This window comes from Phocaeicola sartorii JCM 17136 = DSM 21941, assembly GCF_054653615.1.
The window spans coordinates 77,614-103,287 of the sequence record NZ_BAAIFW010000005.1 but is presented as its reverse complement, the minus strand read 5'-3'; the positions used below and the strand labels follow the sequence as shown (position 1 = coordinate 103,287).

Genomic DNA, 25,674 nt, shown 5'->3' with positions numbered 1-25,674 from the left:
TTTTTTGAATTATTTTTTAATTACGGTACCACCTTCTTTATGAATGGCTGATGCTAAGGTTATTACCACTTGGCTGACACCAGCGTCAATCGCAGAAAAAGAGTTCTCCAGTTTGGGAATCATCCCTCCCTGAATAATGCCTTGCGCCACAAATTCCTTAAATTCCACAGGAGTAATCACAGGGATTACACTGTCATCATCATTTTCGTCACGCAGCACGCCCTTTTTCTCAAAGCAATAAACCAATGTCACATCAAACAGGGATGCCAGTGCTTTAGCGGTTTCTCCGGCAATGGTATCGGCATTGGTATTCAACATACTTCCCTTGCCGTCGTGCGTCAGTGGAGCCATGACAGGCACAATGCCCTGACGGATCAACGTTGCCAGAAACTCAGCGTTCACTTTTTCCACATCGCCAACAAAGCCATAATCCACATCTTTTACCGGACGCTTTACCGAACGGATCACATTCATATCGGCTCCGGTCAGTCCGATGGCGTTCACCCCTTTTGCCTGAAGGCCGGCTACGATATTCTTGTTCACCAGTCCGCCATATACCATGGTGACCACTTTCAGCGTTTCTGCATCCGTAATGCGGCGGCCATTCACCATTTTACTTTCAATTCCCAATTGGGACGCCAGTCTGGTAGCAGAGCGCCCGCCACCATGTACCAGCAGTTTATAACCCTCTATAGCAGAAAAATCAGCCAACAACTGACTGAGTGTTGACTCTTCCTCTACAATTTTTCCACCTACTTTTATGATAGTCAGTTTTTCTTTCATGCTATTATTCCAAATAAGTATATCCGTACAACCCGGAACGATAATTAGAGAGGAACTCCTTTCCTTCCTCTACTGAAATCTTTCCTTCTTTTACTGATTTGGTCACCCAAGTCTCCAATGTACGCACCAGTTTCTTCGGGTTATATTGTACATAGTCCAAAACTTCGGCCACCGTTTCACCATCAATCACCTGATCAATGGAATATCCCTTGTCATCCACCGTGACATGCACCGCATTGGTATCTCCAAACAAATTATGCATATCGCCCAGAATCTCCTGATAAGCGCCAACCAGAAACACACCTATATAATAAGCATCTTTCCCCTTCAACGAATGTACCGGCAGATCATGCGACACATAACGGGTGGAGATAAAATTGGCAATCTTTCCATCCGAATCACAAGTGATATCTTGCAGGGTAGCATTCCGGTCGGGTTTCTCATCCAGACGCTGGATAGGCATGATAGGGAATATCTGGTCTATCGCCCACGAGTCCGGCAACGACTGGAACAACGAGAAATTACAAAAATATTTATCAGCCAGCAGTTTGTCCAGCTTGCGGAATTCATCGGGCGCATGTTTCAGCCCCGAAGCGATCTGATTGATCTCACGGGTCACCGACCAGTACAGACGCTCTATCTGGGCACGGGTCTTCAGATCCACAATGCCGTGGCTGAATAAATCAAGCGCCTCCTCACGTATCTGCTGTGCATCGTGCCATGCCTCCACCATACGGCTCTGATTCAGGTTGTCCCATATCTCATAAAGTTCATGTACCAGTTCGTGATCACTTTCACCCACCTCGAAATCCTCATCCATTTCGGGCAGAGTCGCAGTTTCCAGCACCTCGAAAATCAGCACGGAATGATGGGCGGTCAGTGAGCGTCCGCTTTCGGTAATAATATTCGGATGAGGAATTCCATTCTTGTCACTGGCATCCACCAGCGTAGAGATAGAGTCATTCACATACTCCTGAATAGAGTAGTTCACACTGCTCTCACTATTGGCAGAGCGGGTTCCGTCGTAATCCACACCCAAACCTCCGCCGATATCCACAAACTCCACCTTGAAGCCCATCACATGCAACTGTACATAGAATTGAGAAGCCTCACGCAGAGCCGTCTTGATGCGGCGTATTTTAGTCACCTGACTGCCGATATGAAAATGAATCAATTTCAGACAGTCCTTCATATCTTTCTTTTCCAGAAAATCAAGCGCTTCCAGCAGTTCACTGGATGTCAAGCCAAATTTACTGGCATCTCCTCCGCTATCTTCCCATTTGCCACTTCCCGAAGAAGCCAGTTTGATGCGGATACCTATATTAGGACGCACATTGAGCTGTTTTGCCATTTTGGCTATCAGGCGTAATTCATTCATTTTCTCCACTACCAGAAAGATACGTTTTCCCATCTTCTGTGCCAGCAGAGCCAGTTCAATATAACTTTCGTCCTTATATCCGTTACAGATAATCAAGGAATCCGAATCTGTATTCACAGCGATCACCGCATGGAGTTCGGGTTTGGAACCGGCTTCCAGTCCCAAATTGAATTTCTTGCCATGGCTGATGATTTCTTCTACTACAGGACGCATCTGGTTTACCTTGATAGGATAAATGATAAAGTTCTGAGCCTTATACCCATACTCATCAGATGCCTGCTTGAAGCAGTTCGCGATTTTCTCAATACGATTATCCAGAATATCCGGAAAACGGATCAGCATAGGAGCTGCCACATCCCGCAATTGCAGCTCATCGACCAATTCTTTCAAATCGACCTCAACGCCGTCCTTACGAGGAGTTACCACTACATGACCTTTGTCATTGATACCAAAGTACGAAGTTCCCCACCCGGTTATGTTGTAGAGCTCTTCCGAATCTTCAATACGCCATTTTCTCATTTCTTCTTCTGTGCAAAGAGTGTGTATTTACTATATAATTATTTATTCAATTGCTTTCTCAAGCTGTCAACAGAGTTCTGAATCTGTCTTTTATCCTCCAGTTCATCGGCCTTAAACAAATGTTTTGCCTTGGAATAAAACGGAAGCCTTTTCTGTAACGCCTCACAGATAAACTTCATCAGTTCCTCGTCACTTTTATTTGCCAACAACGGACGTTGCTGCCTGGCTACCCTCAGGCGGCGGAACAACACGGCAGGTTCTACATCCAGAAACACCGTATCACCGCAATCATTCATATACTCCATGTTATCAAAAAAACAAGGTGTCCCCCCACCTGCCGAAACAACCACATCCTCAAATTCGGCCACTTCGTGCAACATTTTACGCTCCAGTTCGCGAAATCCGCCCTCTCCTCGCTCCGAGAACAGCTGTTGAACGGTTTTGTGGTAGCGTTCTTCAATATACCAGTCCAGATCTATGAACTCCAGACCCATTTCACGGGCAAACGCTTTACCCAAAGTCGTTTTGCCCGCACCCATATATCCTATTAAAAATATACGTGTCATTTTTTTGCTTTTGCAGTGCCCTTCGCCTTAGAAGCCGCCTTACTCCGGGCGGATTCTTTAGATGTCTCGGGTTCCTCTTCCATATTCACGGATTCCCTGTTTCTTGAAGCCGCCTTCGTTTTACGGGTTTCCGCCTTGCTTTTCTGCAATTCTATCACCTTGAAACAAGCCTCCAGGCTTAAATCCGCCGGTTCCACATTCTCCGGAATCTTATAATTCTTTTTCTGATAGCTGATGTAAGGGCCGTAACGACCATTCAAGACCTGCATATCAGGGTCAGCATCGAATACTTTAATAAACTTCTTCTCCTGCGCCTCGATCTTATTCTTAATAAGCTCCACAGCCTCATCCAAGGTAATCTCCATCGGATCAGTTCCTTTAGGTATAGAGACAAACAGTTTGTCATAGCGCACGTATGGCCCGAAACGCCCTACTCCCACCGTTACCGTATGACCGTCATAATCGCCCAACGTGCGAGGAAGTTTAAATGCCTCCAAGGCTTCTTCCAACGTAATGGTTTCCATAGACAACCCTTTTGCCAACTGCGCAAAGCGTGGTTTCTCCTCATCATCGGCAGTACCGATCTGAATAACCGGGCCGAAACGGCCGATCTTAACCGATACCGGCTTGCCACTTACCGGATCTGTCCCCAATACTCTTTCACCCACCTTATGCTCGGTCTTAGAGTGAATGGTCTTATCTACCAACGGATGGAAACCTTTATAGAAACTACCCATCATACCCGTCCATTCCTTTTCTCCTTCAGCCACTTCATCGAATTCTTTCTCCACATTCGCTGTAAAGTTAAAGTCCATGATATCAGGGAAGTATTCCATCAGGAAATCGTTTACCACGATGCCGGTATCCGTAGGCAGCAGCTTGGATTTTTCATTTCCCGTCATCTCCGTCTTGGTAGTTTCCGTAATCTTACCACCTTTCAGTTTCAAGATATCATACGAACGCTTCACCCCTTCACTGTTCCCTTTCTCCACATAACCGCGTTGCTGCACGGTAGAGATAGTAGGCGCGTATGTAGAAGGGCGACCGATACCCAGCTCTTCCAGTTTGCGCACCAGGCTGGCTTCCGTATAACGGGGCGGACATTGAGTAAATCGCTGAGTCGCCAGAATTTCTTTTCTTATCAATTTCCCCCCTTTGCTCAGAGGCGGCAACAGACGGCCCTCGTCTTCCTGTTCATTGTCATCATCGTATGATTCCTTATACACACGCAAAAAACCGTCAAAAGTAATCACTTCGCCGGTAGCGATAAATTTCTCGCTGCTGTTGCTGATTACAATGGTAGCCGTTGTTTTCTCCAGTTCCGCATCCGCCATCTGTGAAGCGATAGTGCGTTTCCAGATCAGTTCATACAACTTCTGCTCCTGACCGGTTCCGTTTACCTTCTCATTCTCCATATAAGTAGGACGGATAGCCTCATGCGCTTCCTGTGCCCCTTTGGTTTTAGTGGCAAACTTACGAACTTTGACATATTTTTCTCCCATCAGAGACAGAATAGTCTGCTTGCTGGCATTCAAAGCCAAGTCTGAAAGATTCACCGAGTCCGTACGCATATAGGTGATTTGTCCGTTTTCATACAGACGCTGCGCCACCATCATGGTCTGCGCTACTGTAAATCCCAGCTTACGGGCAGCCTCCTGCTGCAACGTAGAAGTAGTAAACGGGGCAGCCGGTGATTTCTTCACAGGGCGGGTTGTTATATCTTCGATAGAGAACTGCGCATCCTTACAAGTTTCAAGGAAAGCCTGTGCTTCTTCCTTGGTCTTGAAACGGTTGGCCAATTCCGCTTTCACTTCAACTTCATTTCCATCGACATCAGGCACTTCGAACACCGCCGTAACACGATAAGACGGCTCACTGACAAAAGCGTGCACCTCACGTTCACGTTCCACAATCAAACGAACGGCAACAGACTGCACACGTCCGGCAGAAAGGGCAGGTTTCACCTTCTTCCATAGCACCGGTGAAAGTTCAAAACCTACAATTCTATCCAAGATACGGCGTGCCTGCTGTGCATTTACCAGATTCACATCAATGTCACGCGGATTCTCGATGGCTTTTAGTATCGCTGTTTTGGTTATCTCGTGGAATACAATGCGCTTGGTCTTCTTAGGATCCAATCCCAAGACTTCAAACAAGTGCCATGAAATAGCTTCTCCTTCACGGTCCTCATCGGATGCAAGCCATACCATATCAGCTTTCTTTGCCTCCGCTTTCAATTCGGCTACCAATTTCTTCTTATCTGCCGGTATCTCGTAAGTCGGCTCAAACCCATTCTCCACATCGATACTAAACTCCTTCTTCTTCAAATCCCGGATATGCCCGTAACTGGAAAGGACTTTATAATCATTGCCCAAGAATTTCTCAATGGTTTTAGCCTTGGCGGGTGACTCCACTATTACTAGATTTTTTTGCATAATACTATGTATTCCATTTTATTTTGGGGCAAAAGTAGAAAAAAAGCAGAAGCACACCTATATAATAAGGTATGTTTCTGCTTTTTTTTCTTAAAAAATTCCTCTCCAGGTCTCTATTTAACTAAAAAACCAAAGAAAGACCGGCTAGAACATTCAGTTTTTCAGCAGGATAGCCATGCTCATAATAATATTGTTTATTCAGCAGATTATTCACGCGGCCGAAAACAGACAAATCTTTCAGGAACGTATAACTGGCCCCCACACTCAGGTCACTGATATTGCCCAGACCTAAGTCCCAGCTGCCATTCCCCTCTTTTATCACATATTCTTTCCGCTGTACATATTCGTAACCTAAATTAATCTTCAGTCCTTCGAAGACTTTAGCCTCAGCATAAAAATTCAATTCAAACTTGGGCTTGGTCATTAAATACAACTCTTCGTTTTCATGATCCGTCTTCCAACTATAAAATGTACCTTTCAATGAAGCATCGAACCAGTCCTTATAGCCGTATTTCAATTCAGCGCCTCCATAGGCGGTTTTCGCTTCATCCTGCAAGAAATGAGTAAAATAATATCCGTCCACATCCACCAGATTGCAGGACAACTCATCTTTGCTGATCCGGTATCCGCCAAAGATATTAAACCACAAGCCATTTACCGGAGACGCTTTAAAGCCCAATGAAGCATTCAGCGGCACATAGGTGGAAGGCATCCGGCCATTTAAAGACCAATAAGGCGAGAAAGCATTCAACCGACGGTAATCATTCAATTCACGTCCTCCCAGTGCATGCAGATAAAGCACATAACTATCCGAGAACAAGTATTCGGCTTTCACATCGGGAGCCACATCAATGCCGCTGTCCTCTCCCGACTGCCAGTCCACATGAGCACCGACACGAACACGCCAGTCGTCACTTTCCAACATATAATAAGGATTCAGAGCCAGTGAAGTATAGTCACTCATCCAACTGCCCGATGAATAAAACAGGTTATCCATCTCAAACCGGATGCCCACCCGCTGTTCTTCATTCAACTTGCCCCATACATCTCCTTCGGTATGCACAATCTTCTCCTTGCCTGTAGATGCATTATCAGAATAATCCAGCGGATATTTGATACCAAAATACTTCAATCCGGTCTGCAAGGTAAATTGCAAAGGAAGCGATTCATCTCTGGAAGAAACACCTATATGGAAGTCACCCAGAGTATGATGTTGCTTATCTGTACTCCTATTAGGGGTTATGTTTATCTCGTAATCAGGCATATAATTAAGCACTTGGGATTGCAGGCCGCCACCTAAATTCAAAGTCACCTTACTGAAATCATGAGAATAGTCCAAGCGGAATTCTGTAGAATAAAAACGCGATTTCCAATCCTCAGCATTCCAATGCTTCAGTTTTCCGTTCCTGCCATCCAGAGACGCTCCGACCTTCAAGCGGTCGTTCCCGGTGATATCCCATACATACCCGGCCTTGAAATCCACGTTCCCATAATTACCATATCCGGCACGGACATATCCGCGTTTTGCCTGGTTCACAGCCCATTCGCGGGTAATGGGAGACATGCTTTCATACGTCCAGGCCGAAACAGGACGCAAGGCTGTAGCATATTCTATCCCTTTCTTCACTATGGCCGGCTCCTCCACCTTAGGAAGCACATTAATCTTCGAGGCATCCATGATATGGGGATTATACTCATTCTCTACCACCACCGTGCGATTCAGCGTACTATCTTGCTGTGCGTATGCAGCAGACAGAGGCAGAAATGCCAACATAAAGGACAAGGAACAATGACCAACGGACAATTTCTTACTTATCATATTCAGCACTTATTTTTTAATTTTTAATTCTCAATCTTTAATTTCTCAAGTCTGCTTTCAATCATACCGGCAATATCATCATCCGCCTGATAGTTCTGTTTCAATGAAAGCAAATACTGCTTGGCATCCAAGTTACGTCCTAGCTTCATGTACACATCAGCCAGCAATACAAAACTGCGTGCCAGCCAGTAGGTATGCGGTGTACTTACCTCAATGTAATTCAGCACTTCCTGCTCTGCCTTATCCGTTTGTCCGCCGTCGAAGTAAATCTGGGCCACTTTATATTTGGCCTCCGCTCCATATACATTACGGGTATCTTTTGCCAAGACCTTCAGATCCTCCATGGCTGCCTCCGTCTTGCCGGCATCCAGATAAGCTTTTGCACGATAATAATGTGCCTCGTTAGACAATTCCGGTGCCAGTTTGGTATCAGCCAGCAAATCGGTTGCGGCAAGGATAATCTCCTCCCCATTTCCCAGCATGTGTGCACTGCGCAACATGCCGGTTTTGGCTAGTTGGCGACGTTCCATAGAGGCGGCTTTGTCTTTCAGTTGCTTGTAGATAGTCAAAGCCTTTTCATAATTCTTTGCCGTGTAAGCCATTTCGGCACCCATCAACATGGCATCTTCAGAATATTTGTTGTTGGGATATTCCAATACTTTATCCAAGTGTTGGGCTGCACTTTCAAATGCTTTCTGATTATAGTCTATCAAACCGATATAATAATTGGCATTCAGGCTGAAAGCCCCTTCGGGGAAAGTCTGCAAATAACGGGTAAAGCTGTTGCGGGCTTCATTGACCTCCCCTCGCATATATACCCTTTCGGCAGCCACATAAGTCAATGAATCACGCTCATTCACATCAAAGTTTGCGCCACCGGGGATGGTTGAAGCAAAATCAGCATACTCGTCCACCTTGTTCAAATCAATATAGATGGATTTCAAGTCACGCTGGGCCAAACGAGCTTCCTCACTGCCCGGATAACTGGCAATAACCTGCTTATAAGCCTGAATAGCCTCAGGATACTTGTCATCCTGATAGTACAACAAACCTATTTCATTGGCCGCACGGCGTGAAACATTACTTTCCGGGAATTTCTTCACCAGAATATGGAACCGGGCAATGGCATTGGCATTATCCTCCATCTGTACAAAGGCACGTCCCTGTTCGTAGAGGGCATCATCCATGTACTGTGATTCGGGATACTCTGCAATCAGGCGGTTCAATGTCTGTACTTTTCCGTTATAATCACGTTGCAAACCACGTACAAACGCTTCCTGATACAAAGAGTAGTCACCCAGTGACGGGTCAATCTCCACTGCACGGGCATAGTCCTGGCGAGCCTGTTCAAAGCGGCGGTCATAGAAATGACAGTCACCTATACGGTTATAGGCATCCGCCTGCATGGCACGTTCATTGGCACTTCCCCTGTCCACAAAACGAGTAAACCAAGTGGCCGCGCTCCCATAATTTTTCTGTTTGAAATAAGTATATCCCAAGTTATAGAGAGCCAGACCGTATTCCTGTCCGCTCTTGTTGGTGGCAAATTCCAGATACAAGCGGTAATCATTACCCGCCTGCGGGAAACGGTCCAGACGGTAATTGGACTCTCCCCTCCAGAAATAGGCGTCCGCCTTTGTCGTCTGATTGTATTGCCCCACAGCCAGCGATTGGTTGAAGAAATCCAAAGCCTCCTGAAAACGGGCGTTCGCAAAAGCCTGTGTGCCCAGCCTGAACAAAATCTTCTGCTTGGCCTCCATAATCCGTGTGCCCGGATGCTCAATCTTTGCGATGGACTTTAAAGCCGCCTCATAACTGCGGGTATTCATATACACCTCTATCAAATAATCATTGACACGCTCCGTATAAGGAGAGTTCGGGAACTCGTTCAGAAAACGTTCAAACACGGTAACCGACTCGGCAAATGGAGAATAAGACGTTTCATGAATACACAAAGCATAGTTATAAAGAGCCTGCTCCTTTACCTTCGGGTCAAAATCAGAATTGGCAGCCTGCTCGAATGCCATGCGGGCCTGATTCCGTTGCTTCAGATTCAAGTAAGCCAGCCCCATGTGGAGGTAAGCATTCTGTGACAAAGCATCACGCACCGAAGTCATTTCTCCCAAAGTAGCGGCAGCCTTGGAATAAACACCGGTATAATAGTAGCTCATACCAAGTTCATACAAAGGCTTACGCTGAGGATGGGAAACACTTCCGCGGTATCTCTCCAAAGGAGCTGTCGCCTCCTGGTAATCATTCAGTCCGAAACAAGCCTCACCCAAAATCCGTTCCATCTGGGGGACATCCTTTTTAGCCGGATATTGCTCCAGATACGCCTTCGCCACAGTACGGGCCTGCTGATAATTTCCTTTCAACAACTCAATCTCTCCTATATAATAAGGAACCAACGCTCCATATACGGCATCATTCTGCAAAGACTGGAAACTCTTCAGCGCCTTGTCATAACGCTTCTCCACATAATCAATGTAGGCCAGATTATACACAGCATCATCCTGATACAACGGACTTACCTCTTTCAGCAAGGTAAACCATACCGCCGCTTCACGCAGATTATCCTCCTTCAGATAAGAGGTGGCCAGACGCATGGCACAGTCATCCCTCTCTTTATCGGGCAAAGCCTCCAAATCACACGATCGGAACAAAGCAATAGCCTCCTTATATTTCCCTTCTGTAAAATAAGCAGAGGCGATCAGTGACAGCACTCTGTTCTTGTGACGGGAATCAGGATATTTGTCCAGATAAGCCTGCAACAGTTCCATGCTGTCCCCGCCTTTCAACTCATATTCCCGGCATACCCGGTTATATTCCTTGTCACCTGCCACATCCTTGGGAGTGATCTGCTGTGCCATTCCCTGCAAGGAACAGCCTCCCATCAATGCAGCCATCAATAAGGTTTTTCTTTTCATATCTTATCATTAAAGTTTATGTTCTTTTAAAAAACGTCCGACTCCCTCGCGCACGGAATCCAGCCCGAACTCTTCGGGATGCACCCTGTCCAACGGAAGCCAGAAAGACTCTGCCACATCATCCATCGCCTTTATCCGGCTGGTATCTTTCACTTTACACAGAAAGAACTGGTCCAACGTATGTACCAGGAATCCCGAATAAAGATACGTATTAGGGAGTGAGAACTGATAGACAGCCTGCTCCACTTGCAGGCCGGTTTCTTCCAGCACCTCACGCGCCACACCTTCCTCACCGGTCTCATGCATATCAATAAACCCGCCGGACAGGTCCAATGTTCCCTTTGCCGGTTCTTTTCCTCTGCGACACACCAGCAACTCATTCTTATCATTCAAGATAAAAGCTACGGTGGCGGCACTGGAATTGAAATAATACACAAAGCCACAATCGGCACAACGTTTCGATTTCTCATTGTTCACTTCGAAGCGCGGCGAACCGCATTTCGGACAATAATTGAATAGTTCCAACGGATGCATCATTACTCCTTTCTAAATATAGACACCGCAAAGATAGCGTAAATGACAGATAATTCATTAATTAAATCTAAAAGAAGAATGAGAAAACACAATTCTTAGTACATTTGTTAGCAAAACAAAACGTAAATTCTTACATGGAAATTGCCATTATCATCGCACTTATCTTACTGAACGGGGTATTCGCTATGTCCGAAATCGCCTTGATCTCAGCACGTAAAAGTAGTTTGTCCAACGATATCCGTCATGGAAGCTCCACAGCGCGTATTGCTTTAAAGCTTGCCAATGACCCGGACAAGTTCCTATCCACCATTCAAATCGGAATCACCCTGATTGGTATATTGACCGGTATTTACTCCGGCGACGTACTGGCCGCCGACCTTGGTAAAATACTGATTAACGCCGGCGTACCCGCCACGTATGCCTATTTATTGGCTCAAATCCTGATCGTCATTCTAGTCACTTACCTCACCATCATCTTTGGCGAGCTGGTGCCCAAACGTATCGGCATGAGCGTCTCCACCCGTGCCGCCAAGTTATTGGCACGCCCCATGTACTGGCTGTCCATCATCGCCTCTCCTTTTGTATGGCTGCTTGCCAAAAGTACTTCCCTCATCTTCAACCTGCTGCATATCAACACTGCCGAGGAGAAAGTGACCGAGGAAGAAATCAGATCCATGATAGACGAAGGGACCGAGAACGGCGAAGTGCAGGAAGTGGAACAAGACATTGTAGACCGTGTCTTCTCCCTGGGCGACCGCAGCATCAACACCATCATGACCTATCGCAGCGACATCGTATCCATTGACATAGACATGAACAACAGGCAACTGTATGACATCGTATGCCAACACCTGTACCAAGTTTATCCTGTCACACAAGGAAACACCCTGGACAATATTATCGGAGTAGTCTATCTGAAGGATCTCTTCGGAAAGCTGAACAGTTGCGAGTTCAATCTGCGTGATGTCATCCGTCCGGCCCAATACTTTCACGAAAACATGGATGTATATAAAGTACTGGAACAAATACGCCAGCACAACATCAAGTACGGATTAATCTGCGATGAATTCGGCAGCCTGCAAGGCATCATCACCATGAAGGATATTCTGGAAGCCCTGGTAGGTTCCTTGCCCAGTGACTCGGAGGATCCCGATATCGTTCCCCGCAAGGACGGAAGCTGGCTGATAGACGGCCAATGTTCCTTCTATGATTTCCTGAGTCATTTTGAAATGGAGGATTTATACCCCGATTACAACTACAACACCCTGAGCGGCCTCATCCTGCAACAACTAGGGCACATACCCAAGACCGGTGAAACCATGGAATGGAATGACTTCACACTGGAAATAGTCGATATGGACGGAGCCCGGATAGATAAAGTATTAGTGACACTAACCCATAAAAACGAGGAGGAAGATTAACATGCTGCAAAGAGATTACATTATGCGGTTGCTCCAGCAATTTTTCGAAGCACTGGAAAAACTAGTAGAGGAAAGAGACAAAAAGAACGGCCCCGAACTGCAATTGCAGCTTCAAAGCATTTATCGAGCCTATTTCAATCATCCCCCCACCTTCTATTATAACCAGGATGCGGAATATATACTGAACGAGATGGGGCAGAACTATGGCGGAGAGGAATTGCTCACCCGCATTGACATGTTATCCGAACTTCTCCATCAGGACGCCTTGCTGAAAGAACCCGAAGAACAAAAACATTTGTTACGGAAATCACTGTTCCTGTTGAAATATTTAGATGAGCATAGCGACACCTTCTCATTTGAAAGAAGAGGGAAAATCGGCGAAATAGAGAAAAAGATAGGTGATTAGCGTCCCTTCTTGCACTTTTTTTCAAAGAAATCCTGTTTTTTCTTGCAAAATAGTAGATAAATTAAAAAGTATTCCTATATTTGCTTACAGATTGATAACATTAAAATCGGTATATTATGGAGAAAATTGATAGTCTCGACAGACAAATTCTAGAAATTATATCCCAAAATGCCCGCATCCCGTTTAAGGATGTCGCAGCAGAATGTGGAGTTTCGCGCGCGGCCATTCACCAGCGTGTGCAAAGATTAATTGATTTGGGAGTTATTATTGGTTCCGGATATCATGTAAACCCTAAGAGTTTAGGTTACAGAACCTGTACCTACGTAGGAATAAAGCTGGAAAAAGGATCTATGTACAAAAATGTAGTGGCAGAGCTGAAGAAGATTCCCGAGATCGTGGAATGCCATTTCACCACAGGCCCCTATACCATGCTGACCAAGCTTTACTCTCGTGACAACGAGCATTTGATGGACTTGCTGAATTCAAAGATTCAGGAAATCCCCGGTGTCACAGCTACCGAGACCCTGATCTCTCTGGAACAGAGCATCAAAAAAGAAATACCCATTCAAAGCTAAGAAAGAATGGAATGGCTGAATGAATACCATTTGGGCGGTATCGTAATCGGCATCTGCACCTTTTTAATAATCGGTCTTTTCCACCCGGTAGTGGTCAAGGCCGAATATTATTGGGGTACACGGTGCTGGTGGATATTTCTGGCACTGGGTATAGCAGGCATTATAGGTACCGTGCTTATCAGCGACATCCTGATCTCCTCTTTGTTGGGTGTCTTCTCTTTCTCTTCTTTATGGACCATCAAAGAGATATTCGAACAACGCGAACGCGTGCTGAAAGGTTGGTTTCCGATGAATCCGAAACGGAAACACGAATACGAATAGAAACGATTCTTTCCAGCCAAGCCCTTTGCAACCCATTAAAGGGCTTTTATTTCCTCTTCAGAAAGCCCCGTAGCTTGTGCTATGATCTCAGATGACACCCCCAATTCTTTCAAATTCCGCGCATTCCTCATACGCTCTTCCTCACGTCCCTCTTCACGTCCCTCTTCACGTCCCTCTTCCCGGCCTTCTTTACGTCCTTCTTTACGTCCTTCTTCCCGGCCTTTCTTCAGTTGGGTTTTCATCACACTGTACCAATCACGGAAATTCTTCAAACTTTCCCAATACTCACTTAGTTCCTTCCGGGAGAAGCGGGCTATTTCGGCAGTCTCGAACAAACGGTCGAACACACGGTTCTGAAGGGCACGCGGACGCTCGAACAGAGAGGAAAGGTTACGGAGCACGAACAGCCACTTGTCAAACATGGTTTCCAGTTCGTCCTCTCGTTTGCTGAACTTCGGCATTTCCAGATAGATGAAGGCAAGCTTGTCATAAAATACTTTATGCGTATGAAGATCCACCAGTTTCACTTCATGATGGAAATGTTCATTATCCGTATCGTCAAAAGAAAAATTCAGGATACCAATCACATAGACTGCTTTCAACTCATAATCCCACGGACCGCGCTTGCCCTGCTCGCGGATGGGGAAAGTGGAATAGTACAAACTCCGGTCCTTGAAGAACTGCTGCTCGCCGCGCTGCATCTCCACCAGGAACTTCTCTCCCTTCTCGTTCTCGCAATACACATCGAATATCGCACGGCGGTCATATTCCTGCGTGCCCAGGTGCTCCGTATTCATATAGGTGACATCCTTCACCGTCTCCTCCCCGAACAGCAACGCATTGAGAAAACTGATGAGCAGTTCCTTGTTCATGGCTGTACCGAACAGCAGTTTGAAGCCGAAATCGGTATAAGGGTTCACGTATTTGTCCTGTATGCCTTCTGTTCCCATAACGTAGTCTGTATTTATTAATTCATGCAATGAGACAAAGATAGTCATTATCCTGCAATTACCAGCAGAGAAAGAAATTTTTAACTCCCCCATCCCAACCAGTAACTGTCCAGCGGATACATTGCCACGACATGGCATCTCGTTTTGATTAGACGAGAGCCAAGATAGCATTCAAGAGAATGATCCCACTGAAAAAAGTAAGATATCTTCGTGAGCAAAGTAAGATATGTTCCCAAGCAAAGTAACACCGCTTACTTGGCTCACGAAGTCCACATACTTTTCTTTACAACAAAACAGACCTCACAGACATCTCATGCCAGTGACAATCATTTCAATGAATTACGAGAGATTTCGTAAAAGACAAAAGGTATCGGCCTCTTGCGATTAAGCAAACCGGGAAAGCTATCTTTCATGAATAGGAGGATGGAAATTCGCACTATGTAGATGCAGCCTGTCGGGGCAACCGTAACTTCGATATGCTGCAAAGAATCGTACACGCCATTTTCGCGTAAGCGTCTCCGGGATTCTAATATCATACACGTCCCGTGCCTGTAACATATAAAACAAAAATTACTTCACAACTTTATCCCCGACTCCGTACTCTGCAAACTCTTCCTATTCCTATATTTGAAATTCTTTCCTTGCATATAATAATTGAATCCTAATGAAAAGCAGAAACTTCGGTCCTTCATCCTGCCGGATGAGAAATTGTAATAAGTTCCTTCGTGCGTAGTGGAATCATACCCCAAAGTGCCCAACAAATACCTCATATTTCCAATAATTCCCAAATGTTTGTTCACACGCCAAGTTACCGTCAGTTCCGATTCAGACCCATAATGTTTTCGTTTGTTATTCACACCATAGCTGAAAGGCCGATAATTCCCATAAAGATTCCATGACAATCTTTTATAATGTCCATACGTATTAAGATTAACATAAAGAGAGCCCTTTCCATGCTGATGAGTATAGAAATGAGTATCATACCCTATATTTCCACCTACACCTCCCCATTTTTGATTATTATAGTTCATATTGATACCGGCATCCAGTTGCCGGAAAGTATCCGTGTTTTTATATGTCTGCGTATATATATTGTCCTCTGTATACCCTATCGGCACAATCCGGTCTACCGACAACCTGTATTTCACAAAAGGTTCCACATAAAATCCATGCTGATTATACATATAGCAAAATCTAAAAATATGATTCCGGGCAGGCATTAAAAAAGGATTTCCCCGAGTCACTTCCAAACTGTCGGTAGAAGTGTTGTAGGGATTCAGATACATTACCTCAGGAGACAGATTGGAAAGATTATAATTCAAACGTACAGAGTGTATGCCATTAAATTTATAAGTTCCTGATACAGCAGCAGTCAATTTGCTATAATCGTGTTTCACTTCACCTGCTTTCTTGAAAATAAGATCCGTACCTAACGAAAGCATATAAAAAAAACTGCTCTTGATATTTCCATTCATCGAAACATAAGCATATTCACTCCATTCCCTATGATAGAAAGTAGGATATCCCGCACTAATCTGTTTAATACGGTCTTTCAAAAAACGAGTATAACTTCCGAAATCAAAATTCTGGCCGAGCCAATCAAAAGAATAATCCAGTTCCAATCCTCCGGACCAGCGAAAGTTGTCAAAATCATATTGATTTCTATACTCCAAGGATGGATATTCCTCTTTTCTAATCCCTTTCATATCATTCCCATTCATGTTCAGATGCAGAGTCGTTTCCAATGTTTTACTTTTATGAAAGGTATGCTTATGATACAAGTTAAAACTTCCTACATAACTGGTTGATTTATTATCCACAAAAGATTTATATGCTTCTCTCTCTTTATTTTGGATCAGAATTCCCCCACCCTCCTCTTCACTTTTAGAAGAATAATGGTAATAGATGGCACTCATAGCCAGATAATCTTTGGGCGAACAAATCCAGTCACCGTTCAAAGCCACATAAGGATTACTTATATTAGAACGTTTTTTACTGACAGCGGTTTTCTCATACCCCGTATTCTGTTGTATCGTATTCCACTCCGAATCATCATGATGAAAATAGAAATGAGAAGCATTCAAGCTTAAAGACGCCTTGCTGTTGCCTAATTCATAATAACCTCCCGTATACCCAAACAAAACCGGAATCATGTGGCGTGTATTCATATTGTATGTCTGATAAGCGGCAGTTTTTTGTTTCATCTTAATATTGACCACACATTGTACCCCGTCTTTCAGGTAGCGTGCAGAAGGGTTATTGATCACCTCCACCGCCTCCACCTCTTTCGGGTCAATGCTATTAATGCCCGAATTGACCTTATGTCCATTTATCAAGATTAAAGGAGTAGCCCCATCCACCATCTTTATAGAACGATCCGATTCATTCACCACCAATTTGGGAATTTCTCTCAATGCCTCATAAGGATTCTGTTTTTTCCTGGCTTCTGCCGACAAATAAAAGATATCACTATTTGCCGTATGAGAGATCAGATGACTTTTGTCGGCAACAATAGAAACTTCTTTCAACTGTATGTTTTTCACCGGATAAATCACATAGACTATCCTTTTATCACCTGTCAAATCAAAGATTTCCTCTACCGGCTGATACTCGGGGCACGACAAGCTTAAAGTGTATTTCCCTTTGTGCAAATCAGTAAATTTATATCTCCCTTTCGAATCTACCAGTGTCATGCCTACCAATGAATCGGCCTGTTGCAAGGTCACAACCGTTTCAGGCATCACCAAAGATTTATCATTCTTTACTGTCCCTAACAAGGTGTATTGGGAGAAAACAACCAACGGGCAACAACAGACTGCTATCAGTATGATTAGTTTGTCAAGGCGTGCTTTCATACATATTCATTTTAAGTAGTTCGTTATTAAATCGATACTCCACATATTCATCCATACTCAATTCCATATTCCTCAATTGGCAATACCTTAGAATATTCCCTGGAGTTTCTAACAATTTTTGATTGCAAGGTCCCCAACACAAAGGTAATAATTTACATGATATACAGTACTCATTATCATACGTTGTTTGCGATAATCTTTTCTCCAACTTTAGGTAATCCCACTTGATACAACCATTATCCTGCAAAACTCCTTCTCGCAATTCATTGGTAAAATCTCTACCACTACATTTATATACATCTCCATTATATGAGATAATAGCCTGGTCAACTTTACCGGATTTACATGAATAACTTCTTCTAGCCAAGTTCATGTATGAAACTGCAAAACCATTTACCATGAATAAATTCAAAACATCTTTTATTTTATAGGATACTTCTTTTTCCGGTGAAGTCTGCCAAACTCTTTCCATGTGTATACCTATTTTTCTTCTATCGATATCAATAATATCTTTTATAACCTCTTCAATATGATTTAATGTATCATTATCATAATTGATTCTCAAATTTATATAGGTATCATAATTATTGGTTAACTGATGAATAACTTCTATAACCTTATCATAAGTACCTTCTGACGTATTAAAATATCTTTTTATCGAATTATGTTTTTCTTTATATCCGTCTATTGAGATTTGAAAACTTGCATGTAAATCTTCAAAAAGAGAAAGATGCTCTGAATGAATACAAGTTGCATTAGTTACAAAAAAGAAATGTACTCCTTTATTATGCTCTTCCGCTTTACATTTTATCTGTTTTAGCAATGGATATAATTCTTTCTTAAAATACAATAATGGCTCACCACCAAACAATTCAAGATTTAGAAATTTAATATCATCACGGCACAATATACTATCCACATAGTTTAATATCAAGTTTTGGGTTATCACATTTAAATGACTATTCTTAATATGTTTCTCAAAACAATACCAACAACGTAAATTGCAATCTAAAGAAGGCAATAGTGTCAATTCATATGTTCCATTTATACCAATAGCCTTACTATGTTCATTTTTCAATAAAGCAAGTTCATTATCCTGCTCAATCAAAAAACCACTCTTAAACAAATATTCTTTTTGCCTATCACTAATCTTATCATATTCTTCTGCTTGAATTAACTCGTATAATTCAGCTGACATAAAAGAATATATATCATGAAATGTGTTAAAACAAATCACACCATGTTTCTTTTTTACATATATGTTATATTTACTTGCTTTCATAGATTATATATTTAAAGATAACCCAAATAAAAGAAGATATCTATAAACTAACTTACTCATAGATATCCTCCTCTAGTGATTACTTAATGCCATTATAGAATTAAATCAACAGTGATGACTACAGATATTATTGACCTTCACAGCCATTTCCTGCTTGTCCACCGCCTCCACCACTACATCCACAACCAGCACCAGAACTACAATTACATCCGCAACCTGCGCCAGAACTACAATGGCAACCACAACCAGAACCCGAGTAACAGTCACAGCCACAGCCTGCACCACTACCAGCATCATTTCCACCACCATCATTACCTCCTCTGACTAAAAGCATCTCATCATCAGACAAACTAATTTGATTAATAGGCAGTAATGACTCTTTAAATGAGACAAATGTTTTATTCATAATAAAAAGTTATTAAGTTATATGCCAGTAACTAACATATTCAAGAAAAATACCATTTTTACATATCTTCTTCTGGATCATATCCTGCAATATCTATCCAATACCATTCACCTGCTATATAAATCCACTCACCTCCTTTTATAGAAGATAACTGCAAATTTGAAAGCTGTTCTATTTCCATATCAATACCTCCTTTTTTAATTCACAAAATTAAAAAGTTAGCATAAGAAAAATATTAATCATTATGTAATAACCTGGTAATTAATTTATTTTTTTTTGATTACCTTTGTTCCTATTCTAAATTTATCTAACAATGAAAAAACTGATATACACACCTATATTAATCACTACTATCGTTTTATTCTGTTTACAAGGATTATGGTTAAACAAAATACATCATGCCTATATGAAACAATCCATGCAAACAATTCAACAATTGCTTTCATTAAGCATTGCTAAAGAATCAAGCTTACGCAATTATTCCTTACCTCAAAACCCTAAAAATCCTAGAATCATCTATCGGCATGCAAATCAAATTACAGAAGAAGAACGTAAACAATTAAAAGGAGATACTATAAATTTAAACTCATTGGCTAGCAGAAATATAAGTAACAATATGGCTGAAGCCATATTACAATTACAACAAGACGGATTAATTAAAAAGAATTCATTTATCCAATTAACAAAATTAGATAGCATTTTCCGACAAGAATTAAATACAGCAAATATCAACATTAGCCATCAAATCCTGCTATACGATAAAGATACAATTGTAAAACAAAGCATCGGAGCATTACCAACCAACGCCCTATTTATAAAAAAAACTCAGCTTTACCCTATTGGTACCAAGGGCTTACAATTCATTCAAGTAAAAGCAAATGTTCCATTTTCCTCTTTCATACAGGAGATGCTACAAATATTAATAGAATCCATTCTACTCACAATTATCATTCTAGGATATGTTATCTTTTTAGTCATAACCATTCACAAAAAAGATAAACTGTTTAAAAGACGGGAAGCAAGCGTAAACGGGACTATTCACGATTTAAAGTCTCCTTTAAACAGCATTATCACATTAATGAGTTTAATCAAGAAAAAAGTACCTGATATCCACACACAACAATTAGTGGAAAACACCGAAAGACAAGCACGAAAACTTGTCAACGAGATAGAAGCGCTACTCATCACAGCCCGTAAAGACCGGCAAAAAGTTTATCTTCAAAAAGAAGAAACAGACTTGGTACTCTTGGTAACCGAAGTTGTTCAAGAAGTTTCCATGCAACATTCCCATCAGCCTCATCAAATAAAAGTAGAATCAGAGTTGAAAGAGTTAAATTTCATGCTAGATCCCTTATATGCGAGAAACGTTATAAGAAACCTTGTAGAAAATGCTCTGAAATATTCTGATGACGGAGTACAAATCATTATCAGTATCTCAAAAAAGGAAACCCAAGCAATACTTACCGTAAAAGACAACGGTTGGGGAATAGCTCCCAAGTATCAAAAGAAAATATTTACTCAATTTTTCCAAGTACCCAGAGAGCAAATGACACATCAAAGAGGATATGGCATAGGACTAGCCTACACAAAATATATAATGGAAGCACATGGTGGCAACATCTCTGTAGAAAGTATTCCTGAAAAAGGTAGTCTTTTTATTTGTAAATTTCCACTTAAATGATTTCCTTTGTTCAAAACACATTTCACATTATCTTAAAACATAAACTATGAATGCAATTAAAGTCCTGTTGGTTGATGACGATATAATATTGAGCAGTATTATAACAACTGCACTTAAAGATGAAGGATATGAAGTACATTATCAAAGTTCTTTAACCGGAATCACCACCATCCTCAATGAATTCAAACCTGACATCATGGTATTAGACGTTGAAATAGGAGCAAGAGACAGCATAGACAATGCATCCGAATTAAAGATGGCATCTCCCGGCACTCCCATTTTATATATATCATCGCATACAGAAAGCCACGAAGTGACCAGAGCCCTAAAATCCGGCGCCGTAGCCTATTTGAAAAAACCTTTTAGCGTAGAAGAACTGATTGCCTATGTGGACAGACACGCCCATCCTGTTTCCAATGTCCTTATAAAAATCGGCTCTTTGGAATTAAACATGCAAACACGAACCCTTTACCAAGCATCAAAAGAACTTAAAAGACTAAGCAAGTTGGAGTTTTCCTTACTCAAACTTTTATATAGCCATAAAGGCGAAATTGTAAGTTATGAAAAAATAGAAGAGCTATGGGAAGATGCTATTATGAATGAGCACAGCCTTTACAATTACATCGTAAAATTACGAAAGATACTGGCTGCTGATCCCGATATATCTATTTCCACCATTGGAGGAAACGGGTATATGCTGCTTGTCCCAATGTAACCAAAATAGTTCTATTTAGTTACCTGCTTATTACACCATCATTAACAATGATGCAAAAAGGTTTCTTTATTTTTGCATTCAAAGATAGAAAAACAATCATGAAAGTATGGTTATTATTTATATTCGGCATAGTTCCGATCATCTCCCAAGCACAAAATCGCATGATCTCAGGAGAGGTGACGGACAAAGAATACAATCCCATTGAGTTTGTAACGATATCTCTTTTATCGGCAAAGGACTCTTCTTTAATAGCTGGAACCATCACAAACGAAAAAGGGAGATTCACACTTTCATGTAAAGAAAAAAAGGATTATATTGTTCGAGCATCTCATATAGAATACACAACCACCTTTATTTCTGCCGGGCAATCCATAAACGACATGGCATTCGTGCTGGAACCTTCCATCATCAGCATGAATGAAATAATAGTAAAAAGCAATTTCATCAAGCACGAGTACGACCGGATAATCGTAAACATGAAAGGAAATCCCGTAGTGAAAGGAAGAACTGTAAACGAAGCATTAGGAATGTTGCCCGGTGTCATAAACATGAACGATGAACTAAGGCTGAATGGGGGAACCGTGTCTAAAATATACATAAACGGCAGAGAACTTCATGACCGCACTGAATTGTCAAGTCTGCAAGCCACGGACATAGAAAATGTTGAAATTCTGCCGGAAGCCGATTTACAACATAATGCCACAACAAAAGGAGGAATCATATATATATATTTGAAAAAAAATGCAGATGGCGGAGGCAATGGTTCACCCTCTTTGCTAGGAGAGATGAGAAAAAGAAATAGTCATTGGGAACGTTTGAGCCTTCCATTAAGCCTTCGGCTTGGGAAATGGAACTTTTACAACAATCTAGTTCTTTCTAATGCAGGAGATCCTTACATCACGGAAAATATAACCCATAACAGCCACCAGAATATCCATATTGTAAACCAGAATGTAGACCGTAAAAATATAAGAAGAATCAATGAAACATTCAGCATGTTATATGATATAACTACCCTGCAAAGCATCGGACTTAACTGTATGGTAAAACAGGCTGGAAGCACACTAAAATCTTCTTCTTTTTCCGAAATACAAGAAACAGAAAAGGAATATACCTCTTCCTACCATAGTAAAGGGAAAGGGGATGACAAAATATATCAGGCTAGTTTGAACTATAATTGGAAATCAAAAAACGGAAAGAATACTTTGCAAACAGTTCTTGATTATTTGAGAAGTGACGAAACGAAAGAACTGAATCACCATTATCTTTATCAGTATCCGGATAAAAACGAAGAGAATAATAAATGCAGCAATAACGGGACTGTTTCTGATTTATGGAAGGCAGAGATAAATTATATCTTCTTGCTCAACGAACATTCCAGATTGAAATGGGGTGGCTACTATTATAATAACCATACCGACAACCAGATGTATTACGCATATCAGAGTGAAGAAGGGTGGCAGAAAGAAGATAAAAGCGGGCTATTTACCTATAAAGGCATAGGTTATGCAGGCTATGCAGAATATGTATGGCAATGGAAGAAATTTACATTAAATGGCGGTATACGGGTACAAGAGGATGAAGTGAAATGTATTTCCAATAACATAGCAGGTGACAAACGCACATATCGCAATCTGTTCCCCTCCATCAAACTGGGTTACCTTTTCTCTGAAAAGAACCAAGCCTCTTTATCCTATTCAAAAAGAATGGGAAATATCCCTTATAAGAACATGAATCCAGCTATTGTCTATATCTCTGAATATTCTTATGCTAAAGGGAATCCCGATTTGGTACCTACCACCGAACATCGTATCCGACTATTGTTGAGTCTGTCAAATACTTGGAGTATAAGCTACGCTTATGGAAAGCGTAAAGATGACTCATATCCTCTGGTCTATCAGGATAAAGACAATCCGATCATTACCTATACTATGCCGACCAATATAGGCAAGTCTTATCGACATGCTTTTTCAATAGGTTTCACTAAGGCCCTGTTCAGCTGGTGGACTACCAATGCCTCCCTTGATGGCGACTACACCAAAGAGGTCTCACCCGAGCAAACCTACCATGTATTCCATTGCCTATTCTTTTGTGACAACAGCCTTCGTTTCACAAATACTTTCGGTGGAAGTTTTAACTTTATGGCAGAAAGAAGAGCCCGTAGAAGCGAAACAATATATCACAGTGTATACAATATGAATGCCGGTCTTTACAAATATTTCCTGGATCAAAAGTTCTGCATAAATTTATCAGTTTACGCTATTTTGAATAAAAGAAGAAATCTGACCACAATTACCAATGACAATCTAAGCAGAATAGAAGAAAATAATAAGACCCCTTATCAAGGAGCGTGCTTAAACCTTATATATAAGTTTGACTTTGGCAAGAAAGTAAAGGTAAAACGTGCGGAAAGCATACAGACAACAAGTGACAGTTATTTGCGCAAATAATAAAAAGGAGTAATCGAAAAGCCTTTAAGTGAGTAGAAGAATACTTTAATTCGTTCACATTATGAAAGAAGATCGTTTTTTAAACGTACCAGGTGAAATACCTGTCCTCACAAATGACGAGACAAATCAATTAAAAGGAGGATTTAAGAAAATTAAAACGAATACATCTGTCAGAATGGATTCGGGAGATAAGAATATAAATTGTCATGGTCATAGTGGCGATATGGGCAGTGATGAAAGTGAAGATACTAACCTCAATTGCCAAGTATCATGCCGATGCAATAATTGATTTATAATGAATTTCATTGTGAATCCAATTTCCTAATCATTTAGAGGAAGTTGTATCAAAACAACGTATTGTTATGAAATGGAGCTTATATAACTTTATAATTAGAAATGGTTCTGATTATTTATTGTATAATAGTTTAACTAATGAGTTGATGGCTTGCGTAGGAGCCATCAACTCGTTATTAAACGAGTACAAAAATAATATAGACGGGCTTAAGCAAATACATCCGGAATTATATAATTATCTGGATGCGCAAAAGTTCATTGTATCAGACGAAACAGATGAAACAAAACAATTCATAGAACATCAAAAAGCCACTGATACTTCGAATGATTCGTTACGGATCATTATTAATCCAACATTGGATTGCAATTTAAGATGTTGGTACTGCTACGAAAAACATAGAGAAGGTAGCACTATTCACAATGATATGGACTTAGCTATAAAAACGTTCATAAAAAAGGAAATAGAGGATAAGAGTTTAAAATCACTCAGTTTATCTTTTTTCGGTGGAGAACCTTTAATGCATTTTAGGAAACAAGTTCTTCCTCTTATTTTATACACAAAAGAACTTTGTATAACTCATAAAGTAAAATTAAAATGCAGTTTCACCACTAATGCTGTATTACTTACTCCCAATGTAACCGAACTCTTAGCTAATACAAAGTTAGAATATCATTTTCAGGTACCTTTTGATGGAGATAGGGACTTTCACAATTCAATTAAAAAGCATCCCAATGGAACCGGAACTTATGATACAGTTCTACAAAATGTAAAATATGCAGCAAGTAAAGGATTTGCTTTTACTATTAGATGTAACTATACAAATAAGAATATACTATCTTTCAAAAAAGTTATAGATGATTTATCAAATATAGATTCAAAAGATAATTTAGTATTCTCACTACAAAGAATATGGCAAGAGGAGGATTCATCAGAGCTGGACAATAAAGAAAAGGAAGTATTATTATACCTCAAAAATAAAGGACTTACAAAACCAACTGAATATAAGGGAATATTTCAATGCTATGCTGATAAAGAGAATTGCATTGTCATCAACTATAATGGCGATATTTACAAATGCACAGCAAATGATTTTCTGCCGGAAAAGAGGGAAGGCATACTTAATTCTAATGGGGTTATCACCTACAACTCGTTATATGAAAAAAGAATGAAAGCTAAGTATGCGCTTAAGCCGTGTTTGGAATGCAATATTTTACCTATATGCATGATTTGTACCCAAAAACGTCTAAAGATGATAAATGAGGAAAAATGCATCTATATTGAAGAAAAAGATAAACCTGATATCATACGCGACCATATTCGACGGATTTATAAAGAAACAGATATAACTTAATCATC

21 protein-coding genes are annotated in these 25,674 nt (G+C 41.3%); 9 read left to right on the top strand and 12 right to left on the bottom strand.

The genetic code is table 11. The features are described 5' to 3' along the window. Nucleotides 1-9 precede the first annotated feature (9 nt). The 7 genes from argB to ACYQ0C_RS00540 all read right to left on the bottom strand — a co-directional run bounded on the left by argB (nt 10) and on the right by ACYQ0C_RS00540 (nt 10,961). A complete protein-coding gene (argB, locus tag ACYQ0C_RS00570; protein ID WP_016275134.1) occupies nt 10-783 on the bottom strand; it encodes an acetylglutamate kinase in 774 nt (257 codons plus the stop codon). Nucleotides 784-787: 4 nt separating this feature from the next. After that, nucleotides 788-2,680 carry a biosynthetic arginine decarboxylase gene (speA, locus tag ACYQ0C_RS00565; RefSeq protein ID WP_016275133.1) on the bottom strand — a complete coding sequence of 631 codons (1,893 nt, stop codon included), beginning with the start codon at nt 2,678-2,680 and terminating at the stop codon, nt 788-790. A 38-nt stretch (nt 2,681-2,718) separates the two neighbouring features. After that, nucleotides 2,719-3,246, bottom strand: a complete 528-nt coding sequence (locus tag ACYQ0C_RS00560; RefSeq protein WP_016275132.1) for a shikimate kinase — start codon at nt 3,244-3,246, stop codon at nt 2,719-2,721. Next, nucleotides 3,243-5,681 carry a type I DNA topoisomerase gene (gene topA / locus ACYQ0C_RS00555; protein WP_016275131.1) on the bottom strand — a complete coding sequence of 813 codons (2,439 nt, stop codon included), beginning with the start codon at nt 5,679-5,681 and terminating at the stop codon, nt 3,243-3,245. Before topA ends, ACYQ0C_RS00560 begins: the two co-directional genes overlap by 4 nt. A 121-nt stretch (nt 5,682-5,802) precedes the next feature. Beyond that, a complete protein-coding gene (locus tag ACYQ0C_RS00550) occupies nt 5,803-7,500 on the bottom strand; it encodes a TonB-dependent receptor (RefSeq protein WP_016275130.1) in 1,698 nt (565 codons plus the stop codon). A gap of 23 nt (nt 7,501-7,523) precedes the next feature. Further along, nucleotides 7,524-10,427 (bottom strand): tetratricopeptide repeat protein, encoded by a 2,904-nt coding sequence (locus tag ACYQ0C_RS00545; RefSeq protein ID WP_016275129.1) that lies wholly within the window; start codon nt 10,425-10,427, stop codon nt 7,524-7,526. A gap of 9 nt (nt 10,428-10,436) precedes the next feature. Continuing rightward, nucleotides 10,437-10,961, bottom strand: a complete 525-nt coding sequence (locus tag ACYQ0C_RS00540; protein ID WP_016275128.1) for an NUDIX domain-containing protein — start codon at nt 10,959-10,961, stop codon at nt 10,437-10,439. Between the two features lie 134 nt (nt 10,962-11,095). Between ACYQ0C_RS00540 and ACYQ0C_RS00535 the strand changes: the two genes are divergently transcribed. The 4 genes from ACYQ0C_RS00535 to ACYQ0C_RS00520 all read left to right on the top strand — a co-directional run bounded on the left by ACYQ0C_RS00535 (nt 11,096) and on the right by ACYQ0C_RS00520 (nt 13,684). Beyond that, a complete protein-coding gene (locus ACYQ0C_RS00535; RefSeq protein ID WP_016275127.1) occupies nt 11,096-12,382 on the top strand; it encodes a hemolysin family protein in 1,287 nt (428 codons plus the stop codon). Between the two features lie 22 nt (nt 12,383-12,404). Beyond that, the gene (locus ACYQ0C_RS00530; RefSeq protein ID WP_016275126.1) at nt 12,405-12,788 is read left to right on the top strand and encodes a hypothetical protein; all 384 of its coding nucleotides are present in this window, start codon (nt 12,405-12,407) and stop codon (nt 12,786-12,788) included. Nucleotides 12,789-12,904: 116 nt separating this feature from the next. Next, the gene (locus tag ACYQ0C_RS00525; RefSeq protein WP_005838800.1) at nt 12,905-13,363 is read left to right on the top strand and encodes an Lrp/AsnC family transcriptional regulator; all 459 of its coding nucleotides are present in this window, start codon (nt 12,905-12,907) and stop codon (nt 13,361-13,363) included. A gap of 6 nt (nt 13,364-13,369) precedes the next feature. Further along, entirely contained in the window at nt 13,370-13,684 is a 315-nt protein-coding gene (locus ACYQ0C_RS00520; protein WP_016275125.1) for a DUF4491 family protein, read from the top strand. A gap of 35 nt (nt 13,685-13,719) precedes the next feature. On the opposite strand, the gene ACYQ0C_RS00515 is transcribed toward ACYQ0C_RS00520, so the two are convergent. The 5 genes from ACYQ0C_RS00515 to ACYQ0C_RS00495 all read right to left on the bottom strand — a co-directional run bounded on the left by ACYQ0C_RS00515 (nt 13,720) and on the right by ACYQ0C_RS00495 (nt 19,358). Continuing rightward, entirely contained in the window at nt 13,720-14,634 is a 915-nt protein-coding gene (locus tag ACYQ0C_RS00515) for an Rpn family recombination-promoting nuclease/putative transposase (protein WP_025076801.1), read from the bottom strand. 575 nt (nt 14,635-15,209) lie between these two features. Next, nucleotides 15,210-17,489, bottom strand: a complete 2,280-nt coding sequence (locus ACYQ0C_RS00510; RefSeq protein ID WP_016275123.1) for a TonB-dependent receptor — start codon at nt 17,487-17,489, stop codon at nt 15,210-15,212. Continuing rightward, nucleotides 17,473-18,771, bottom strand: coding sequence for a radical SAM/SPASM domain-containing protein (locus ACYQ0C_RS00505; RefSeq protein ID WP_016275122.1), 1,299 nt, complete (start codon nt 18,769-18,771; stop codon nt 17,473-17,475). The genes ACYQ0C_RS00510 and ACYQ0C_RS00505 overlap by 17 nt, the downstream gene beginning before the upstream one ends. A gap of 105 nt (nt 18,772-18,876) precedes the next feature. Then, nucleotides 18,877-19,083 carry a hypothetical protein gene (locus ACYQ0C_RS00500; protein WP_025076799.1) on the bottom strand — a complete coding sequence of 69 codons (207 nt, stop codon included), beginning with the start codon at nt 19,081-19,083 and terminating at the stop codon, nt 18,877-18,879. Between the two features lie 152 nt (nt 19,084-19,235). After that, a complete protein-coding gene (locus ACYQ0C_RS00495; RefSeq protein ID WP_016275120.1) occupies nt 19,236-19,358 on the bottom strand; it encodes a hypothetical protein in 123 nt (40 codons plus the stop codon). Nucleotides 19,359-19,490: 132 nt separating this feature from the next. On the opposite strand from ACYQ0C_RS00495, the gene ACYQ0C_RS00490 reads away from it, so the two are divergent. The 5 genes from ACYQ0C_RS00490 to ACYQ0C_RS00470 all read left to right on the top strand — a co-directional run bounded on the left by ACYQ0C_RS00490 (nt 19,491) and on the right by ACYQ0C_RS00470 (nt 25,669). Continuing rightward, on the top strand, nt 19,491-20,858 hold the full coding sequence (locus ACYQ0C_RS00490; protein WP_016275119.1) for a sensor histidine kinase: 1,368 nt from the start codon (nt 19,491-19,493) through the stop codon (nt 20,856-20,858). Between the two features lie 46 nt (nt 20,859-20,904). Further along, nucleotides 20,905-21,573: a response regulator transcription factor gene (locus tag ACYQ0C_RS00485; RefSeq protein ID WP_016275118.1), complete on the top strand. Its 669-nt coding sequence runs from the start codon at nt 20,905-20,907 to the stop codon at nt 21,571-21,573. A 98-nt stretch (nt 21,574-21,671) separates the two neighbouring features. After that, nucleotides 21,672-24,023 (top strand): outer membrane beta-barrel protein, encoded by a 2,352-nt coding sequence (locus ACYQ0C_RS00480; protein ID WP_016275117.1) that lies wholly within the window; start codon nt 21,672-21,674, stop codon nt 24,021-24,023. A gap of 61 nt (nt 24,024-24,084) precedes the next feature. Next, nucleotides 24,085-24,312, top strand: a complete 228-nt coding sequence (locus ACYQ0C_RS00475) for a hypothetical protein (protein ID WP_016275116.1) — start codon at nt 24,085-24,087, stop codon at nt 24,310-24,312. Nucleotides 24,313-24,385: 73 nt separating this feature from the next. Next, nucleotides 24,386-25,669 (top strand): radical SAM protein, encoded by a 1,284-nt coding sequence (locus ACYQ0C_RS00470; RefSeq protein WP_016275115.1) that lies wholly within the window; start codon nt 24,386-24,388, stop codon nt 25,667-25,669. Nucleotides 25,670-25,674 lie beyond the last annotated feature (5 nt).

What these genes read in the sequence shown, in the direction of transcription:
- ACYQ0C_RS00530 (WP_016275126.1), top strand. Translation starts at nt 12,405, where the DNA reads ATGCGGTTGCTCCAGCAATTTTTCGAAGCACTGGAAAAACTAGTAGAG.
- ACYQ0C_RS00515 (WP_025076801.1), bottom strand. Translation starts at nt 14,634, where the DNA reads ATGGGAACAGAAGGCATACAGGACAAATACGTGAACCCTTATACCGAT.
- ACYQ0C_RS00540 (WP_016275128.1), bottom strand. Translation starts at nt 10,961, where the DNA reads ATGCATCCGTTGGAACTATTCAATTATTGTCCGAAATGCGGTTCGCCG.
- ACYQ0C_RS00510 (WP_016275123.1), bottom strand. Translation starts at nt 17,489, where the DNA reads ATGAAAGCACGCCTTGACAAACTAATCATACTGATAGCAGTCTGTTGT.
- ACYQ0C_RS00560 (WP_016275132.1), bottom strand. Translation starts at nt 3,246, where the DNA reads ATGACACGTATATTTTTAATAGGATATATGGGTGCGGGCAAAACGACT.
- speA (WP_016275133.1), bottom strand. Translation starts at nt 2,680, where the DNA reads ATGAGAAAATGGCGTATTGAAGATTCGGAAGAGCTCTACAACATAACC.
- ACYQ0C_RS00475 (WP_016275116.1), top strand. Translation starts at nt 24,085, where the DNA reads ATGAAAGAAGATCGTTTTTTAAACGTACCAGGTGAAATACCTGTCCTC.
- ACYQ0C_RS00470 (WP_016275115.1), top strand. Translation starts at nt 24,386, where the DNA reads ATGAAATGGAGCTTATATAACTTTATAATTAGAAATGGTTCTGATTAT.
- ACYQ0C_RS00500 (WP_025076799.1), bottom strand. Translation starts at nt 19,083, where the DNA reads ATGATGGTGGTGGAAATGATGCTGGTAGTGGTGCAGGCTGTGGCTGTG.
- ACYQ0C_RS00520 (WP_016275125.1), top strand. Translation starts at nt 13,370, where the DNA reads ATGGAATGGCTGAATGAATACCATTTGGGCGGTATCGTAATCGGCATC.
- ACYQ0C_RS00525 (WP_005838800.1), top strand. Translation starts at nt 12,905, where the DNA reads ATGGAGAAAATTGATAGTCTCGACAGACAAATTCTAGAAATTATATCC.
- ACYQ0C_RS00495 (WP_016275120.1), bottom strand. Translation starts at nt 19,358, where the DNA reads ATGGAAATAGAACAGCTTTCAAATTTGCAGTTATCTTCTATAAAAGGA.
- ACYQ0C_RS00535 (WP_016275127.1), top strand. Translation starts at nt 11,096, where the DNA reads ATGGAAATTGCCATTATCATCGCACTTATCTTACTGAACGGGGTATTC.
- ACYQ0C_RS00485 (WP_016275118.1), top strand. Translation starts at nt 20,905, where the DNA reads ATGAATGCAATTAAAGTCCTGTTGGTTGATGACGATATAATATTGAGC.
- ACYQ0C_RS00550 (WP_016275130.1), bottom strand. Translation starts at nt 7,500, where the DNA reads ATGATAAGTAAGAAATTGTCCGTTGGTCATTGTTCCTTGTCCTTTATG.
- topA (WP_016275131.1), bottom strand. Translation starts at nt 5,681, where the DNA reads ATGCAAAAAAATCTAGTAATAGTGGAGTCACCCGCCAAGGCTAAAACC.
- ACYQ0C_RS00480 (WP_016275117.1), top strand. Translation starts at nt 21,672, where the DNA reads ATGAAAGTATGGTTATTATTTATATTCGGCATAGTTCCGATCATCTCC.
- ACYQ0C_RS00505 (WP_016275122.1), bottom strand. Translation starts at nt 18,771, where the DNA reads ATGAAAGCAAGTAAATATAACATATATGTAAAAAAGAAACATGGTGTG.
- ACYQ0C_RS00490 (WP_016275119.1), top strand. Translation starts at nt 19,491, where the DNA reads ATGAAAAAACTGATATACACACCTATATTAATCACTACTATCGTTTTA.
- argB (WP_016275134.1), bottom strand. Translation starts at nt 783, where the DNA reads ATGAAAGAAAAACTGACTATCATAAAAGTAGGTGGAAAAATTGTAGAG.
- ACYQ0C_RS00545 (WP_016275129.1), bottom strand. Translation starts at nt 10,427, where the DNA reads ATGAAAAGAAAAACCTTATTGATGGCTGCATTGATGGGAGGCTGTTCC.